Source organism: Alcaligenes sp. Me129, assembly GCF_050487245.1.
In the GTDB taxonomy this organism is placed as follows: Bacteria; Pseudomonadota; Gammaproteobacteria; order Burkholderiales; family Burkholderiaceae_B; genus Alcaligenes; species Alcaligenes phenolicus.
This window is the reverse complement of sequence record NZ_JBKQGX010000009.1, coordinates 33892-48701: the sequence shown is the minus strand read 5'-3', so window position 1 is coordinate 48701 and position 14810 is coordinate 33892. Positions and strand designations below refer to the sequence as shown.

The 14810-nt window shown below is 55.9% G+C and carries 17 protein-coding genes; all 17 read right to left on the bottom strand.

Annotation, left to right across the window (positions count from 1 at the left end; genetic code table 11):
- Positions 1-5: 5 nt before the first annotated feature.
- The gene (locus ACLPGZ_RS11325) at positions 6-1739 is read right to left on the bottom strand and encodes a M14 family zinc carboxypeptidase (RefSeq protein WP_429641311.1); all 1734 of its coding nucleotides are present in this window, start codon (positions 1737-1739) and stop codon (positions 6-8) included.
- 61 nt (positions 1740-1800) lie between these two features.
- Positions 1801-4680, bottom strand: coding sequence for a host specificity factor TipJ family phage tail protein (locus tag ACLPGZ_RS11320; RefSeq protein WP_429641309.1), 2880 nt, complete (start codon positions 4678-4680; stop codon positions 1801-1803).
- A complete protein-coding gene (locus ACLPGZ_RS11315) occupies positions 4677-5015 on the bottom strand; it encodes a hypothetical protein (RefSeq protein WP_429641308.1) in 339 nt (112 codons plus the stop codon). The genes ACLPGZ_RS11320 and ACLPGZ_RS11315 overlap by 4 nt, the downstream gene beginning before the upstream one ends.
- The gene (locus ACLPGZ_RS11310; RefSeq protein WP_429641307.1) at positions 5012-5419 is read right to left on the bottom strand and encodes a hypothetical protein; all 408 of its coding nucleotides are present in this window, start codon (positions 5417-5419) and stop codon (positions 5012-5014) included. The genes ACLPGZ_RS11315 and ACLPGZ_RS11310 overlap by 4 nt, the downstream gene beginning before the upstream one ends.
- Before the next feature lie 85 nt (positions 5420-5504).
- Positions 5505-5675 carry a hypothetical protein gene (locus ACLPGZ_RS11305; protein WP_429641306.1) on the bottom strand — a complete coding sequence of 57 codons (171 nt, stop codon included), beginning with the start codon at positions 5673-5675 and terminating at the stop codon, positions 5505-5507.
- 323 nt (positions 5676-5998) lie between these two features.
- Positions 5999-8671: a tape measure protein gene (locus ACLPGZ_RS11300; RefSeq protein ID WP_429641305.1), complete on the bottom strand. Its 2673-nt coding sequence runs from the start codon at positions 8669-8671 to the stop codon at positions 5999-6001.
- Positions 8672-8729: 58 nt separating this feature from the next.
- Positions 8730-9308, bottom strand: a complete 579-nt coding sequence (locus ACLPGZ_RS11295; protein WP_429641304.1) for a hypothetical protein — start codon at positions 9306-9308, stop codon at positions 8730-8732.
- A gap of 63 nt (positions 9309-9371) precedes the next feature.
- A complete protein-coding gene (locus ACLPGZ_RS11290; RefSeq protein ID WP_429641302.1) occupies positions 9372-9956 on the bottom strand; it encodes a DUF6246 family protein in 585 nt (194 codons plus the stop codon).
- Positions 9953-10696, bottom strand: coding sequence for a phage tail protein (locus ACLPGZ_RS11285; RefSeq protein WP_429641300.1), 744 nt, complete (start codon positions 10694-10696; stop codon positions 9953-9955). The genes ACLPGZ_RS11290 and ACLPGZ_RS11285 overlap by 4 nt, the downstream gene beginning before the upstream one ends.
- Before the next feature lie 9 nt (positions 10697-10705).
- Positions 10706-11080 (bottom strand): phage tail termination protein, encoded by a 375-nt coding sequence (locus tag ACLPGZ_RS11280; RefSeq protein WP_429641298.1) that lies wholly within the window; start codon positions 11078-11080, stop codon positions 10706-10708.
- Positions 11058-11465 (bottom strand): hypothetical protein, encoded by a 408-nt coding sequence (locus ACLPGZ_RS11275; RefSeq protein ID WP_429641296.1) that lies wholly within the window; start codon positions 11463-11465, stop codon positions 11058-11060. The genes ACLPGZ_RS11280 and ACLPGZ_RS11275 overlap by 23 nt, the downstream gene beginning before the upstream one ends.
- Positions 11465-11782, bottom strand: coding sequence for a hypothetical protein (locus tag ACLPGZ_RS11270; protein WP_429641294.1), 318 nt, complete (start codon positions 11780-11782; stop codon positions 11465-11467). The genes ACLPGZ_RS11275 and ACLPGZ_RS11270 overlap by 1 nt, the downstream gene beginning before the upstream one ends.
- On the bottom strand, positions 11782-12183 hold the full coding sequence (locus ACLPGZ_RS11265; RefSeq protein ID WP_429641292.1) for a DUF7370 family protein: 402 nt from the start codon (positions 12181-12183) through the stop codon (positions 11782-11784). The genes ACLPGZ_RS11270 and ACLPGZ_RS11265 overlap by 1 nt, the downstream gene beginning before the upstream one ends.
- Before the next feature lie 36 nt (positions 12184-12219).
- Entirely contained in the window at positions 12220-12726 is a 507-nt protein-coding gene (locus ACLPGZ_RS11260) for a Rha family transcriptional regulator (protein WP_429641290.1), read from the bottom strand.
- Positions 12727-12881: 155 nt separating this feature from the next.
- The gene (locus tag ACLPGZ_RS11255) at positions 12882-13250 is read right to left on the bottom strand and encodes a hypothetical protein (protein ID WP_429641288.1); all 369 of its coding nucleotides are present in this window, start codon (positions 13248-13250) and stop codon (positions 12882-12884) included.
- Positions 13251-13260: 10 nt separating this feature from the next.
- Positions 13261-14352 carry a major capsid protein gene (locus ACLPGZ_RS11250; protein WP_429641287.1) on the bottom strand — a complete coding sequence of 364 codons (1092 nt, stop codon included), beginning with the start codon at positions 14350-14352 and terminating at the stop codon, positions 13261-13263.
- A gap of 12 nt (positions 14353-14364) precedes the next feature.
- A complete protein-coding gene (locus ACLPGZ_RS11245) occupies positions 14365-14808 on the bottom strand; it encodes a gp53 minor capsid family protein (protein WP_094196293.1) in 444 nt (147 codons plus the stop codon).
- Positions 14809-14810: the final 2 nt, after the last annotated feature.

Below are 14810 nucleotides of genomic sequence, written 5' to 3'. Positions count from 1 at the left end.
GTGTGTTAATTGACCATGCTGACAGCACGGCGATGCAGCTCGCGCTGCAAGATTGAGTAGAGAAGTTGTTTAAGTCCAAATACATTGAAGCGCCGCATGTCGAGCCGGGAAAACGCTGAGGCGCGCGGCGTCTCGCACAAGTACCCGTCGACGCCATCGACGTCTTGCCAGCGCTGGCCAAATGTGTTCGTTGTGTTTTTTGTAATGCGGGTGAGTTGACGGTTGTCCTGAGGCCAGAAATCAAATTCTTGCCTGCCGTACTGCCCCATTCTCCGGCAAACCTCTAAGCACACGCCCAAGGTCTCCGACCTCTTGGTGCCCAGCCAATAAATCCGGCCTGCCTGCTCGAAAGAATACGCGTTGTGGTGATCGACAAACGCGGTGGCAGTCGGGTGCAGTGCAGGCAGCGATATACCTACCACAGTTTCGTCTTGCGGCGTGGCACTATTGGCATCTCGGTTGAGATCGACCCCATTTCCGTTCGTACGTGTATTGGAGTTATAGCCGGACGGATTTAGCACAGGCACCAGCACCAGATCGCATTGCCAGCGCAGCGCCGCAAGAATCTCATCCTCGCGCCACATATCGCATATTTCGCGAAGCAGAATCATGTTTGTCAGCACAGCTTCGCGCTCGTCACCGTGCACTCCGCCTAGGATGACAATCTTGGGTGGAGCAATCTCCGCCGATGTCCATCCGTCTCGCATCAGCGGCGCAGTGGACATGGTGTACTGGTTGATGGGGTTACCCCATTCATCGGTACCCAGTTGTGTCTTGCTGATGTAATCAGATCGCTCGGCCATCAGGGCGTCCAGGTAGGCGTACACCGCAGCGTAGTTGGGGAACATGGTGCTGATCGCGTCGGTATACAGGAGGCCGTAGTCGCGCTGCACGGTGACGCTGCGGTTGCTCACCCAAGGCTGATTTGCAGGAACGTGTTGCGATGCGGCAGGCATTGCACCCCAATCGACGCTGCCCTGACCGCCGCCGATAACGAACTCACCGCTCGTCATCCATCCCAGGTATACAACTCCTGTCTCGTCCACATAGCAGTAATCGGGCTGGTTGTCCCCCGTGAAAAACTCGTACAACCATGACGGGATGATCTGGCCGTCCCCGTCGACTGCAAGCAACTGATTGCCAACCTCGTCGACTGTGGCGTAAGCGGCGCTTTGATCGTCGTTGCCGTAAAACTCCCCACGAGTTTGGCTGACTGCGTATCCTTCTGCGTCCACGGCCAACAGCAGATTGCCGACCTCGTCCGTAATCCCTGTCGCCACGTCGCCCTCGCTATCGTCCTGATAAAACTCGCCGTCTAGCGAAGCGGGCGCTGATGCCAGATCCAGCGCTGCGGCGGACTGCTCGTTTGCGATCTCGATCTGCGAGTCGAAGTACTCTTTGTTGACGGGCTGCAACCCCGACCAAATCCACTGCGAGCCATCGGATACCCAGTAGCCGTTGTTGGCTGGGTCCGGGTCGTTAGTTACTTGAGCTACAGTGCCTTTGGGCTGCGGACCCGCTGCCTCCATCTCCGCTTTCGTCAGGTACGTCTGCATATTGGCAGCCTGGCGGGCAATCTCCATGACCTGCTCTTTCCAGGTCAACAAGGTCTCAACGTCAATCCCCTTGCGATTCAAATTGACTTCACCAATCTCCCCATTGATGAATTTCCGCCAAATATCACCATCAATGCCGAAGCCGCGCAGTTCCTGCAGTGTCGGAAAGCATTTTTCTGCCATCTCGTTTACCCATAAAAAAACCCGCCGTAAGGCGGGTTAGGTGGTGTTAGTACTCTAGTTGCTACTGTCGATACATGCCGTCTTTGGCGTAATACCGGCGGTCGTAGTTCACAGCGCTTAAACGAACGTTAAAGCCATCAATCGGATTCTTTGCCGTGACGATAAAAGGGACTGCCTGGCGCTGCTCTGTACCGCTGCCAATGATGTAGCCCGTTGGCTGTGCACTGCCGGTCACAATCGGCACACGTGGTGGCCTGCTGAGCAGAGCCCAGAAATCCTCACCAGCCGAGCTGATCGGTATGCCCTCTGTCTGACCATCCGAGTTTTGGATGAACATCACATGCGGCCCTGGCTGACTCCAATCCATAGGCTGCGACAGGCGAACGGCCAAGCCATCCACAGCAGTCACATAACCGCCATGCTCTCCAGCTTTGGTCGTGTCTGAGCACAGAATGCGCTGGCCAAGCACAAGCATGCTGGCTTCGCTCAGGCAATCCCGCTCCATGGTGGTGTGCTGGTGCTGAATCTTGTTCCAGGCCCGCCAAGCATGCAGCTCACCTTGCCGGTGGCTACGTACCCCTACTGACTCGATCTTTTGCGGTTTAACCGCACTCTGGTCTGGAAGGTAGATGGTCACCACCGCATCATCATCCGGCGAAACGTATTCGTACTCCACGCCGTCATAGCCTTCTGCCGGGCCAAATGAGAACGTCCGGGACTCAGACCCTGGCAGCGTGTTCCGATGGTTAAACAGCAGCGAGCTATCGTCGGTCTCACGCTCAAAGAACAGCCGCAGCTGGCTTCCCTGTCGGTACGCTTGGCAAAAGATCGCATTGGCCACGGCCTGAAAGGTCTCTTCAAAAGACATCTCCGACTTATCGAACGTGTAGCAAAACTCGACTGCGTCCGGAATGCCGAAGTAATCGACAATCTCAGCAGCTGTGGCATAGATCCCCTCCACATCAATCTCAGCAATGCCTCTATTTCCAATCCTTGAATCCAGGGCGATTGCACAAAGAATGTCAGCGGCATTACGCGTCGAATGGAGCGTGGATGTAAAGCCAGCTCCATCTCTCAGTGGGATCTGCCGCGTTACCAGCAGATTCAGCTTGCGCTCTTTAACAGCCAGCGCCCCATCGGTGGCGAAGGCGGACGCCAGAACAGTGGTCACATCGCCAAAATGCGGCTGATTAACCGGCGAAGCCGCGTAGAGATCCCGCCATTTCACCTCATCAATGATCTGACCGTCGAAGCTCGTATCCGAGTCACTGGTACGAATCATGCGGAACTGCCACTTAAGCGACTCCATCCCAAGATCAACATTGAGCGTAGCTGCCCGAGTAGAGCGGGATGTAGCCGACCCTTGGACAACACCGTCAAATACCCTAGCGCCGGCAGTTGGATTGCCCGCCGCATCGAGCGGTACCGCCTCCAGCCGCACCGACACATCCCGGCGATACTGCTGCTGGCCGTTGTCCGCATACAAGCCATTGAGGGCAATAATGTTGCAGATGGCACGGCTGATCGGGGTTGCCGATTCTACCGTCATCCAACCAACCCAGCGCTCTTTCTGAGCCTGCGCGGTGACAATCAACTCGGGCGAAACCCCACCGTAATCACTCTCCAGCACGTTCCAATCAGGATTGACAGCAGCAGGATTTGAAAGGATCAATTCGTTGTTTGTCAGAGTATTGATTGTGTAAGTACCGGACAGGTCATAAGGCAGATCACCGGAGGGTCGTGTCAGTGTTGGGTTTCCTGTCGGATACGTGTGCACAATGCCTAGCGGCCCTGGCCATGCAGAATAATTCTGAGAAATATCCAAGCTCAGAACGGTTTTCCTATCACCCACATTCCCTACAACGCTGACACCCACAATTCCGTATGTGCCGTTAATGTTGCGCGAGGCATCGTATAAATTGCCCGCATCACCACCCGTCACGCCTATCCAATGGAAGGTGCCATTGGTAATCGTCACCACTTGGCCCACCTCCCAGTCTGTTGACTGGTCACCCTCCAAAGTTAAATACCCCACAGAAGAATCACTATTGGATATACCTGCTGAGCTAGGTGGGGCTACATATTGGTAAACGCCCGAAGTAACGGCGGCTCCCGATACACTGACCACATCACCAGCCAAAAATAGCTCAGGAAAATCAACGTCAGGATTGTTGCTTCGGATGATATTGGGCGACTGAAAAACCATGGGCGTAAATACAAGCCGAGACGAGTTCGGAGGCTGTAGAACCTGACCGTTCACACTATTCGATCGCTTGACTGCCAACACCGGCGTGTTGATGGCGTTACCGATACGAAGCTGTGGCGCTCCACTGTTCGGCGACGTATTTGGCCCGTAGACCTCCACGGACATGCCCGCGATCTCATCGGCTGGCGTCGTATCGTCGCGCACATCGTGGATCTCAAACTGGCCTCGACCGACACACATGTAGGCGATTTCTTTCTCTACGTGATTCTCGAAAACCGAGTACGGCACGGCCAGTAGATCAGGCGTGCTACGTACCGTCCCGTAGATATCCGGGATACGGCCATTGACCCGCTCTCGGTTTGCCCGAGCTGACAAACCATTGTTTGGCGACTCCGATGCGATATTGCGCTGGGCTGTATTCGGAATTTGTGGTCTGAACAGCAGCATGCTGGCCACAGACAAAACGGCCGCAATCGCCAGTGGAATCCAGACTTCTGGGCCTTGTGGCACCAGCACCAGGTAGAACGGCCCTGGCATATCGTGCAGCGCATCCTCAGCCTCTTTGCTGGTCGGCGTCACGTCCGTGTACTCAGACACATGCTCGTGATACAGACGCGCACCTTCCGGCGCATGGTCACCAAACTCAGTGCGTAACAGAGCAATCAGATCGTCAGTCTCATAGCGCGTGATGCTCTCAGGCTCCAGTACGTTGCGAACGATATTTACGACAATCATTGATAGAACCTCATCCCGTGGTAGACCCCGGCATAGCACTCGAACGGCATAAACTCAGCGCCGCGTTCGCATAGGTGCAGCAAACGCCGGCGCATACAAACACCAATGTGCACATCTCCGCTGGCCGACTCCATCAGCACAACGGATGGCGCTACTGTGGGGCCAGCCACCTTTTTGAACTGCCGCATTACCGACTTCACGCCCAGAACATTGGCTTCCCGAATGCTGTGCAAACGCCTATCGCCCGTCAGGTGCTGCCAAGCCATAGCGGCAAAGTGCAGGCAGTTATTGGTTTTTCGGTCATGGACCTGATCCAGCAGCGCATCGATGCTCACAAGAAACCCCGCAGCATCCAGAATCGGTCCACCGTGTAGGCCTCGCCGGTACGAGTCAGGTTCAGATACGGCGCCACAGCCTCAAACGACGATCCGTCACGCGTACGTGAGATCTCGTCCGCCTGCAAAACGATCGGCCCGATCATCGGCTCGCTGAGTTTGTCAGAACGCCAGGCCCGGTAAATGACGGTGGGCTTAATATGGCTCGTCCCAGCGTCAATCACCCGCTGCAGCTCACTGGGGATAATCTCGCCCAGGTCACCCAGATCCACCCTCATGCCAAAGTCCAAGTCCCCTCGCGTGTCCTTGGGCTGCATGCGCATCGGCAGATACTCATACTCCCGCACCACCCCGCCCCCATGGCCCAGCGCCTGGCGCTTCATCCAGGGGTTTGGGTTGCGCACCAAAAAAAAAGACCTGGAGAAAGACGGATGGCTTATCTCCAGGCCTTCAATACGCGATACCGACCTTCGCGCCTTAAAGAAGAAGTCATGCTCTGACATAGACCAGATCCTCGTTAACCACTTTGTCCAGAATATCGATGGCCTCGCAGGCATCATCACCAAAGACCGCCTCCATCAAGGCCCTGGCCGCCCACTCGTCATTGCATGGGGAGACGAAGTTGGGCAGGACCTCCAGCTGGGCCTCTACGGTGAACACTCTGGCGCTTCGTGTCGGGCGGGAAAACGATCCTGGTATGAATGTGGCCCTGTACTCCTGAGACTCTGAGCCCTCCAGGCGCAGTGAGATCAGAAACGGATCACCTCCGGACCGCTCCCAATTACGCACATACCCCATAAACATGTCGTAATCAGACGGGCGCAGGTTCCACGACGCACTGACGGTGTGAACATTTCCAGTCGTATCAAGCCGCATAAGGCTCGGCCCGCCCGGCACCGAAGTGGATATAACCCCGGTCCCAAACTTAGCGGCCAAGCTCGCCTGCAAAGGCGAAAACGGGAACCGTAGCAGGCATTCATCATTCATCGTCTTGGCCTCACGTCTGTGTATTGCCCCATGCTTTTCCGGAACTGGCTGTTACTGTTCTTGGCTTCCTGCGCCATCAAAGGCGGCACTTTCTCGCCAATCCGCTTATCAATCTCAACGATGATGTCGCCGTTGCTCATTCGCTGTTCGACCTGAGCGCCGCCGTAGTTATTGATGTAGACATTGCCGCCCCCGTTGCCACCTGTCGCATCCTTATTGCTCACCACCTGACCACGGCTATTAGCCATCATGAACTGCTGGCCATTTGCCGCATTGAATACCTCTGGCGCCCCGTTTTCGTTAATGCGGTACATCTTGCCTGGCTGTGTGGGGCCGCCGTATTGGCGGCCGCCTGCCAGAGTGGTGGATGCGGCAGCAATTGCCGGCGCTCCAAAACCGGCCGCTAAACCAGCCGCTGTCGCAGCGGCTGCCGGGGCCAGGCCAGGCCCGACCACAGGAATAGCGGCGGTAGATGCAAAAGCAGCCTGAGCAGCAAGTGCGGTGTTCGCTGCTACCTGCCCAGTGACTGAGGCCAAATAGCCCGCAGCAGCAGCCGATTGTGCGGCCTTACCCATGACCCAAGCCTTTACTTGGGCAATGCCCATTTGGACGAAAGAACCCACAACCTCATTCAGGACAGCATTCCCAAGCATCCGTGCAGCATCCGCCCCACTGTGAAGGCCTACGATTAGGCCCGAAATAGCACTGGTCCCAGATGAGCCCAAGGCGTCCAGGCTTGCCATCATCATTTCATTCCATTGAGACTGAGCCCGGAAATTGGCCTCCTGCAAAGCCTGCATATTGGCGGCATGGGTACGTTCAGCCTGTCCTTTCAGGTCAAGGTATCTTTGGTCCTCAAGCAGCTTTTCCTCATTAAGCTTGCGTAGGCTCTCCAGCTCATCTTCAAATCGCTTGGATTCATTTGCGATAGGGTCCATCTGGCGCAGAAGCTGACGGTTGTTCTCGGCTTCAGTAATTTCATGAATAGCCCTAGCAAGAGCCTCGGCAGCCGCTACTTCTTCTTTAGTAGCGGCAGCATTCAAAGCCATCTTCGCTTTTGTCGCGGCTAACTCTTCACCCTTTAGCCCCGCCAAATACAGCGCCACAGCTAAATCATCAATTACCTTTTTGTTCTGTTCAGCGTCTTTGATTGCTTGCTTTTGCGCAGCGGATAGCTTCTTCGTGCCATCAGTCAGTTTCACCGTCTGCGCTTCGCCCTCACCGAGAACCCGGTTGTAATCCTCAAACCACTCTTGTGCTGACCGATCAATAACGCGATCAGTTATCTTGGTCAAAAGACTATCGTAAGCCCCTAGACCCTTTGCAGCATCGTCCCAGCCCTTCTTTGCCGCGTCGATAAGGTTAGTTGTCTCCTTTAGAGCGCCTCCCCCAAAAGACACTTTCCCAATCCCATCCATCCCCAGAGCTTGGAGAGGCGTGTTGATCATATCTGCTAGGGAGTTTACGAAGTCAGCAGCACCATTCTTCGTCTTGGCCCAAGCATTCTCAAACATGATCGGAATGTTCTCTGCTAAAGCGCCCCAAATCGCTTGGATGGAACCAGCCGCACCTTGAAAGAAAGAGGCAATACCATCTATTTCCTTGGCTGTTGAGAGGAACATCTGTTCAAAGCCTCTAGGCAGATAAGATGTTATTTGATCAGTGCCGCTCTTAAATTCTCCAACCATCTCAGAAACGGCATCAACCGTTTCCTGTACGCTAATCGTAATTGCATCAATCTCACGCACAATCGCAGCAATATCTGCGTCACGAACCGCCTCAGAAAAACGAACCAACGCATCCGACAGCAGATCGGTCGACCCCGTGGCCTGGTCAATTTTCCCAATAGCAACGGTGAGATTGTTTTTCAGTGCTTGGGCCGCGTCTGCCACAGTGGTTTTCATATTGTCAGCAGCATCTCGATTGGAGACCAAAGACTGCTGCAATGAAGTAACCAACTGATCCGCAGTAAGCTTGCCCTGCACGCCCAGCGACCGAATCTCAGCGGCCGTTTTACCAGTTGAAGCCGCAATATCATCGACAATGGTCGGGACGGCAGCCAGAATTGTTTGCCACGCCTGCGCCCCCACCTTCCCCGTATTTACCGAAGTTGTGAAAGCATTAATGGCGGCGTCTGCTCTGTCGGCGCTTGTGGCATTCTTCACAAATGCGAAGGATAGAGAATCGGTCACGTCTAAGACGTCCGAGGTCGACTTACCCATGGAGGATAATGCAGACCCGGCTCGGATATAGACCTCAGCAGCCTCCGAAAGTGGGCGATAAGTACGGTTTGCCGTATCCAATAGTCGCTCATTAACCGAGTTCAAGTCGGCGCCTGCGCGTGTGGCCATGCGAACACGCTCAGTCATTTCGTTGTAACTGTTCGCCATCTGCACCATCGCCTGTGCAGTTTTCAGGGTAATGAGGCCCTTCAGAACATTTGTGAGTGAGTCTAGGCCAGCAGAAGCAACATGCGCGCCACCCCCAAGCCCACGCACGGCAGCAGCTGTTTTAGTCAGCCTCATTTCCGTCTGATGGGCAGCCTTATCAGTTTTGTTGAACCCCATACCCAGGGAATCCAGCCCTTTCAGAACAGACCCAAGCTCGCCAATTAGCTTTGCCGTTTCAGCTTCGACGGTGAAATAGATCGTGCCAGCATTCTCGGCCATTTCAAACTTCCATAAAAAAAGCCACCCGAAGGTGGCTATTGCTAATTAATTTACACAACTACATCGCTAGGTTCTCAAGCGCCCATTTGCCTGACTGGCGATCGTATCGGAGATTGGCCGAATACGTCGTCCTTAACATCGCGCCGAATGAATTCTGCGAATCCACATACCCAAGCACCGTAAACTTGCACTCACCTGACTTAGTTACCTTGACATCAGAGAACGACGGGAATTTTGCGGTAGATGGAGCGACCAGTTTGGCCTTCACAAAATTTTGGGACATCACATAGGCCATTATCGTGTCACTGCATCTGGCCTTCTCTCGAGCCTGTTCCTTCTCGAAAGCCGCCACATTGCGGTCAAGTTCACTTACCTTCTCGCGCGGCACCCCCTTCCAAACAATGCCAGCCACAAAGGAGAAAACAACCAATGCAACTCCAACGAGAAATTGATGCTGGGGTTTGAGCCTTGACGCGAACTTTGGGAATACTCGTGGCAGCAACAATACGCCACACACCAAAACAACCAAGCCACCCGGCCCGGTATTTGTGGACATAAAAACCAACCCAGCCACAATCAGAGCCAACCCGACCAAAGCACCAACCAATTGCCCCAAGCTGGAAACCAATCTACTCATCACCTATCTCCCTATATGCATGAGGAGATATTACCCAACGCAGCAAGCCCACGCTAGACAACGCTAAGCCCTGGCAGCCAGAACCCGATCATGCCAAGCCAGCGCCTCTTCCATTTCAGCCTTGCTAGGAGCTTTTGCGCCAGGCGAATCATTCTGCGATGGCGGGAACTTCGCACGTAGCGCCCCCACTAACCCGGTCATGGTCATCTGCCAGGCATCCCGCTCAGAAACCCCAAGATGCGCCATTGCCATGGACACGTGAGCTCGGGCGTCGAACTCTTGCACGTACTCCGGTTCCTGCTCGGCTGGTCGGGGCAGTTCTGGCAACGAACCAGTAACGCCGTGCTTGAGCAGGCATCGCGCCAGCACCACAACGGCATCCGGCCCCACCTGCCCTGGCTCGTAGGTAAGCTTTTCCCCCTCGGCCGACACACAGCCAAACAGCTCAGACAAATCCTCATCTGAGCAGGCCAGTACAACAGCCAGCGCATCCGCAAGACTTGGGGCCTCGCCCATCACTGCGGCGAACAGCTCCACTATCTCCCGTGGCTCACCGAGTTGCGACATCGCATAGAGCGACGGGCGCAGGATATGCACCCGTTCACCTACGTGGACGCCGACCTCACCGACATCCGCAAGGATCATCATGCGGTCACCGTAACGGCGCACTCTCCCTTCTTGGCGGAGTCAGCCGTGCTGGTTGCTGTGATCGTTGCGGTACCGGCGGCTACGGCGGTGACCATCCCGGTCTGGGAGACTGTTGCTGTGTCAGTATCCGAGGACGACCAAATAACACCTTGGGCCGCACCGGTGGGCGTGATCGCAGCGGCCAGTTGACGGGTTGCGCCTTCGGCAATACTGGCAGTGGCTGGGGTAACCACCACCGCATCCACGGCTGGAGCGTCAGGATCTGGCGTATCTTCCACCATCAAGCAGAAGTCACTGGCCGTTGCACTGGCTTCAAACGAATAGGTAGCCACATCGTCGTATGGCGCAGAGCGCGACATATTCGTCACAATGGAGAAGAAGGTGAACGTCAGGTCGGGGAAAGTCAGGCGAATCCAAGCCACTGGCTCGCCGCCCGTCGCTTCCGGCTTGATAACGTGCTTGGTCAGCGCGATCAAGGCAGCGGCACCAGTGCCCGCAACCTTCAGGACACCGTCGCCGGACACGCTCAACGTTTGGAAGGTGGCCAGGTTCTCGCGCAGTGCGCCAATGGAGTCATCGGCCGTCGCATCGGTGGTTTCCCACTCAATGGTCAGCTCTTTAGCACGCATGGCGCCCAGGCGCTTCCAGTCTGCCGCTGCGGGCATTTCATCGCCGCAACCGATGGCGTATTCCAAAATGGCCACACGGCCGACAAATTTCTGATTCTTGCAGGTAGCCATCTGGCCCTCCTAAATAATGATCTCAAAATCAACCTGAGCCCATGCCCGGTTTTCTGTGGTGAACCCCGGGCCTACTGGCTCGGTAATTGCTCGGATACTGGCGGCCCCGCATGGCACGGCATCGTCCATAGCTACCTGAAGCAGTGCCTCAATGTCTGTCATGACTTTCTGCGCGTCGCTACGCTCGTTGCGCTTACCCAGCAGCACCACGCGAAATCGTGGATAGCGGGTTTCAACAACGGGTCCAGCTCCGCCTGTTTGCTGGACGATGCAGTAGCGGCTGGCGGCATCGTCTGGCCTGGATGATTCCACCCAGGAGAACATCGCCAAGTAATCTGCCGGTAGAGCCGCCACCACCCAGTTACGAACGTCGATCAAAAGCACGGTATGCGTTCCTTAAAATGCGTGGCACGTCTGCGGCTATCTGGTCAAAGCCAGCCATCAAGAAGTGAGGCTCGCCATTCGGGTCCCAGTACTGGCCATGGTTTCCAGGGCGGTCTTGGCCTTTGAGCACACCAGGCGCGGAATGGACAGCGGCGGCATACTCGGCGCTATAGCCGTTTCGGCCTGTCACCTTATTGCCGTCGGCTTTGATTTCCACGAAATGGCTGTTGATCAAGGTGCTGGTATCCACCGGCGTCATCGTGGCGGCAGCCGCACCCCCTTGGGAAAGAACCGCGTACACGGCAGCCTCTGTCCTGCGCCCCTGGATCTCGGCCTGGAGCTTGCGCATGTTGTTCTTAACTTGCTTGATCCCCCGGACTGCCATCACGTCACCAGTAAAAAATCTGGCTCTTCATCGAAGAAAGACATATCCCAGCCTGTTACTGCTCGGATTTCCTGCCATTCAGTCGAGCCATTGAGTTGAATCAGATCCAGAAAGCAAGGGCGTTTGTCCTCGGTATAAATCTGATTACGTGTGACGAACTCCGCGCCCAGCGAATCACGCATCTGCTCTGACTTGGCGGCCCAGGTGCAGGCAATCTCGTAAGGCTCGCCGTATTTGCTGCCGCCCCACTCGTCCGTGCCTATATAAGGCTTCACAGTGGCGGTGTTGGTGTAGCTCCAATTGGCTGTCTCGCTCATCAGCGCCCCCCGGAATAGCAATTCCCTTTGGCAATCCACAGGCCGCCATGGGCCTGGACTGTAGGATCAGGCGGAATCAGTCCGGTGGCGCAGCCATGCTTGTCAAGGCCACGCAGTAGCCCAAGCATCCCGCGCCACCGATCGGCAAAACCTTGGTATCGAAAGGAACGGGACGCGCCACTCGGTCCAGTTTGGCTGCTGATGTACTTATCACCCTGTCCGTAAGCCATGAGAGCCAATAAATAGGACTGGATCAGCAGCGCTACAGCTGGCGTGTAATGCTCGTCCAGGCACCCCTGAATGCTGTTTGCCAACTCAATCCAAGCAGCCAAGATGAAATCAGGAACTTTGCTGATCCCTTGACTGGCCAGATATTGCTGGGCTTGCTCAGCGGTAATCATGTAGCCCCCAAAAAGAAAACCCGGCGCTTGGCCGGGTCAGTTAAGTGTTAAGGATGGCTGAATCTCATGCTCCAGCCGTTCGCGCCGCTTTTGCAGCTCGGGGATGGCTCGCTTACGCTCCAGCATCAGGCGGGAGCCGAACGAAGCGCGTACTTGCGTAGATACCTCTTCTGCCACCAAGGCCTGGAGCTGCTGATAAAGGTTCTGCGTTCGCTGATTCAGTGCGTCTCGCATGCGGTAGAACTCTCGAATCAACCGCACTTTGAAAGCGACCACCTCATCGCTATTACGCATGAGCGAGATAAGCAATGCAGCCTGCTGCTCGTTGAGCATTGCGTACTCGGTTGGCGAGCCACCACCCTGAGGGCGCTTCACCACACGCATTTCAAATGCCAGTGGCCCGAACTCATGCAAAGTCGTAGCATGCTGGCGCACCAACTGTATGACACTCCTGTGATTGGCTTTCATTCCTCGGGCAATCACCAGACTGGATGCCAGCGGCTCACCACTGACGACAGAAACAAGCGGTTCAAATTGAGTCATTTTTAGATCCCAGAAAAGAAAAGGGCCGCCCACAATGGGCAGCCCCGGACTTTTCAAAGCTCTTCCACCCTCTCGGGCTCGGCATCTACCGATTTAAGGTTGCTTGGAAGCGTATACCCGAACGAACGGGCGTAAAAAAACCGCCTGGATGGCGGTTATTTAGCTTTCGTCTGCTTACTGCCCGCATCTGGCGTTGCTGGCGTCAGTTCCCCGGCCTTTTGCTGTGCGTCTTGCTTGATACGCTCAGCTTCGGCGGTTGCTTCGCTGATGATTCGGTCAGCCTCGGCCTGGGCCTCCTGCTTGGCTTCCTCCACACGTTGCGCCAACTCGGCTTGGGCGCGTTCACGCATCGCATCAATTTCCGCCTGGGCCTGCTTCAGTAGATCACCGGCCTCATCGGAGGCTGGAGCAACTTGAGCCAATGGGATGACGTTGGCCTTGAGAGATGGATGCACCTTCTCCAGCTCCACTACCTGACCAACGGCTACCCCGTGCCAAGCACGAACGACTTGATATTTCGCCATTCCAGTCTCCTTAGCTCAGGTCTGCGCCGTACAGCACGCCGGACTTGCCATCGCCGTCACGCTTGATCTGCAAGCCCATGGCCGACATGATCTGGAAGTTGTGGTTGTCCTGCGGGCGCAGGCGCAACAGCGGCACGGTGCCGACGGCCATGCCGACCAGAGGGGAAACAACGTCTTGGCGGCGCTGGTAGGCGATGAACTCATTGCCCTTCAGAGCAAACGTCTGACGGATCGAGCGGGCGGGGATGAAGCTTTTGACGGCATCCAGAATGGAGCCAGCAACTGTACCGCCACCAGTACCCAGCTGAATCAGGTACGGCTGAGACAGATTGGCCCAGATCTCGGGCGATACCCACAACACATCGTAGGCCTCGACCTTGTTGTTGCGCGCTGCTTGAGCAAATGCGCCCTTGGTGAAGAACTCGATGATCTGCTGCGGCGTAGCCGTAGTCAGGTCGATATTCGCGCCACCGGCACCGCTGCCCAGGTTCAGCTTGATGGTGTTGCGGTGGTTCTTCAGGCCCTGACCGGGCTTGCCGTCAACGCGGATTCGCTCGGAGCCGCTCAGCACATAGCTGACAATGCTCTTGTAGAACTTACGCAGTTTGGCGGCCTGAGAGTCCAGCACCAGATCAATACCAACGGTACGCAGACCAGCATCGTGGCGCCAGTTCACGCCATAACCTGCCGTGAAGATCGGTACCGGGTCGCCGTCGTTGTCGTATTCGGTGTGATCGAACGAGTACGGCGCCTGGCCGTCAATGCTGATCGACACATCGTCAGCGATATCGCCAGCGATGTTGTAGGACTTCACCGTCTTACCAATGTCCAGCACCGTTTGCACGGCCAGCAGGTCATTGACAATTTCCATGCCGGTTTCTTGGTCACGGTAAGAGACGATCTGATTGTCTACTTCCTGCCAGAACTCACGGCCCAGACCTGCAAGCGCGTTGGCCTGCAGCATTTCCGGCGTCATCACGGCGCGGTTTGCCGCCAACAAGGCCGCGTCTTGGTTGTTCCAGATGTTGCGATTAGCCTGCAACGCCTGGAGGTGCCCCATCAATCGGGGATGAGCGGCAATAGCCGATTGGGTAAAAAACATGTGTTTCTCCTGTTAGGGCTCAGTGGTCGCAGCAGCCACAGTGCCGACACGCATGCGCACGCGGATGAAGTCAGCGGCGGTCAGCGTCACCTCGTCTTGGCTGTAGCCAATCACAGTGTCGGTGTCGTCGGTAGCCAAAGCGCCTTGTCCATTCGCACCGATCTTGATGGGCGAATCCTTTTTGTACGCACCAGCAGGACACAGGACGGCCAGCTCACGTCCTTCTTCGACGTAATCGCCGACGGCGGAATCACCAGCTGGGACCGCATCGCGGATGCTCAGACCTTGGTGATAGGCGCAGTTGACGACGTAAACGCGACCGACCGCAGCAGCGGCCTGGGCGAACTTGTCATTGGCGTCAATGACGGCGAACGTGCCAGGCAGCAACGCAGCGGCGGCCACACGGGTTTCAGTGATGGACTTGCCATCGATATTCACACGGCGGTATCGGCTCATGT

Excerpts from the sequence above, each read along its gene's own strand:
- ACLPGZ_RS11325 (WP_429641311.1), bottom strand. The coding sequence starts at position 1,739 with ATGGCAGAAAAATGCTTTCCGACACTGCAGGAACTGCGCGGCTTCGGC.
- ACLPGZ_RS11320 (WP_429641309.1), bottom strand. The coding sequence starts at position 4,680 with ATGATTGTCGTAAATATCGTTCGCAACGTACTGGAGCCTGAGAGCATC.
- ACLPGZ_RS11300 (WP_429641305.1), bottom strand. The coding sequence starts at position 8,671 with ATGGCCGAGAATGCTGGCACGATCTATTTCACCGTCGAAGCTGAAACG.
- ACLPGZ_RS11295 (WP_429641304.1), bottom strand. The coding sequence starts at position 9,308 with ATGAGTAGATTGGTTTCCAGCTTGGGGCAATTGGTTGGTGCTTTGGTC.
- ACLPGZ_RS11290 (WP_429641302.1), bottom strand. The coding sequence starts at position 9,956 with ATGATGATCCTTGCGGATGTCGGTGAGGTCGGCGTCCACGTAGGTGAA.
- ACLPGZ_RS11285 (WP_429641300.1), bottom strand. The coding sequence starts at position 10,696 with ATGGCTACCTGCAAGAATCAGAAATTTGTCGGCCGTGTGGCCATTTTG.
- ACLPGZ_RS11275 (WP_429641296.1), bottom strand. The coding sequence starts at position 11,465 with ATGGCAGTCCGGGGGATCAAGCAAGTTAAGAACAACATGCGCAAGCTC.
- ACLPGZ_RS11270 (WP_429641294.1), bottom strand. The coding sequence starts at position 11,782 with ATGAGCGAGACAGCCAATTGGAGCTACACCAACACCGCCACTGTGAAG.
- ACLPGZ_RS11265 (WP_429641292.1), bottom strand. The coding sequence starts at position 12,183 with ATGATTACCGCTGAGCAAGCCCAGCAATATCTGGCCAGTCAAGGGATC.
- ACLPGZ_RS11260 (WP_429641290.1), bottom strand. The coding sequence starts at position 12,726 with ATGACTCAATTTGAACCGCTTGTTTCTGTCGTCAGTGGTGAGCCGCTG.
- ACLPGZ_RS11255 (WP_429641288.1), bottom strand. The coding sequence starts at position 13,250 with ATGGCGAAATATCAAGTCGTTCGTGCTTGGCACGGGGTAGCCGTTGGT.
- ACLPGZ_RS11250 (WP_429641287.1), bottom strand. The coding sequence starts at position 14,352 with ATGTTTTTTACCCAATCGGCTATTGCCGCTCATCCCCGATTGATGGGG.
- ACLPGZ_RS11245 (WP_094196293.1), bottom strand. The coding sequence starts at position 14,808 with ATGAGCCGATACCGCCGTGTGAATATCGATGGCAAGTCCATCACTGAA.